This is a genomic window from Streptomyces sp. PU-14G, assembly GCF_041028275.1.
GTDB lineage: Bacteria > Actinomycetota > Actinomycetes > Streptomycetales > Streptomycetaceae > Streptomyces.
The window spans coordinates 1-1,813 of record NZ_JASKYT010000652.1 but is presented as its reverse complement, the minus strand read 5'-3'; the positions used below and the strand labels follow the sequence as shown (position 1 = coordinate 1,813).

Annotated in this window: 1 protein-coding gene; it reads right to left on the bottom strand. The window is 74.2% G+C overall.

Features of this window, described 5'->3' with window-relative positions; genetic code table 11:
- On the bottom strand, nucleotides 1-1,660 hold a 1,660-nt coding region (locus AB8Z75_RS34400; RefSeq protein ID WP_369208991.1), incomplete at its 3' end, for a DUF6350 family protein.
- Nucleotides 1,661-1,813 lie beyond the last annotated feature (153 nt).

Below are 1,813 nucleotides of genomic sequence, written 5' to 3'. Positions count from 1 at the left end.
GGTCGGGGCCGGGGCCGCAACCAAGGCGAGGGTCGGGAGCGGAGCCAACGCCGGGGCTCGGATCGGAGTCTGGGGCTGGGGCTGCGCCTGGGCCCGGGGCTGCGCCTGGGCCCGGGTCTGGGTCTGGGTCGAAGTCGAGGACGAGTTCTGCCCTGCCGATCCTCTGAACAGGCCCGCGCTCGGTCGGATCCGCCGGATCGAACGGGGCCATCAGACCGCCGGAGGCGTCCTTCATCGCGGCCCAGCGCACTCGGCGGGCCGCGTCCGAGTGCCACGCGGCGTCCGGGCCGAGCCCCGCTGCCGCCTTGGCCGAGGCCTCCGCGGCGCGGGCCGCCGCTGCCGCGGCCCTGCGGGCGCTCAACCGTACCCACCACCGCACACCCAGCGCGGTCGGCAGCCCGACGAGGATCATCCACCCGCACGCGGCCCCGCCCGCCTGCCACCAGGACGGCCCCACACGGGCGAGGGCGGCGGTTCCGAGCGGGCCGCCGGCGAGAGCGGCGAGCAGCGCGAGGAGAGCGCCGCACAGGACGGCGGCGAGCGGCACCGTCACCAGGACGGCCCGCCAGCCCGCTGGATGCCCACCGCCCGGCCCGACGGCCACCTCGGAACGCCCCACCCACCATCCGCACATCAGGCCGCCCAGCACAGGGAACGCCGCCACCAGGCAGCAGGCGACCACCCCGCCAGAGCCCTCGTCCGGGACGACGGAGAGCAGCGGGAACGGTGGCAGGTGCGGCGAGCCGGTACTCAGGACCGGGGAGACGACACTGTCGCCGCCCAGCGTGAAGCCGGGGCCGAGCCCGTACGACGTCGCCCACAGCACGGCGTTGGGCAGCAACGCCACCGCCAGCAGCAGAACCGCGAACTGCCCTGAGAGGGCTTCGGCGAGCTGGGGGAAGGTCCGGCAGACCGTCTGCAGATCCCACACGAGGGCCGCCGAGAGCAGGAAGGCGCCCCCGCCGCACAGCACGACCGTTGCCGCACCGCCCGCCTGTACGGCGACGATGACGCGTTCACGTGTCATCTGCCGCGTGACGCCCGACACCCGCTCCCGGGACGCCTCGGGCAGCCGGGAGGACAGCTGCGCCCACGCGGTCGCCACCGAGCGGCGCTGGGCGTAGAAGGCCGCGCACAGTCCCGTCACGGTGGCCACGAACAGCGGCAGACGCCAGCTCGTGCTGACGGGCTCCGCCTCGATCGGCCCGCCCGAGGCGTAGGCGACGGCCGCGGCGGTGACGAGAAGGTAGCCGCCCGAGACCCAGCCTCCGACGGCCGGCGCCCCGTACCCGGCGCCCGCGACCGGTCTCGCTTCGAGCCCTTCGCGCGTGGCGCGCCACAACAGGCATACCGGTACGACCGTCAGCATCAACGGCGTCACCCCGACGGGTGCCGGAATGCCGGAGAGCGTTTCGTGCCGCACGAGCTGCACGCCGTGCGCCAGCAACCACAGGTCCGCGGCCAGGTGCAGGGCTCCGTCCGCGTCGCTGTCCGGGTACGGCGAGACGGTCCACAGCAGTAGGACGATCACGGCGGAGACGCCGAGACCGAGCCCGGCGGCCACGGCGCCGCCCAGCAGCCAGCCGGTGGTCAGGGGCAGGGAGCGGTGGTGGCCACGGCCCGAGGACAACGAGGGACCGCGGTGCGTCAATTGGCTCACAACGCCATGCTGCCAAGAACGCCCGTTTTGCCCTAGTAGCAGGCATTTTGTCGCTGTGTCGCACAAGCTAAGGGTTATGCGTCTTTCTTCCACCTCTGCTGCCGCGCCCGCGGACGCGGCCGTCGGCGCGGCAACGCGCCCCTCTCCCGGGGC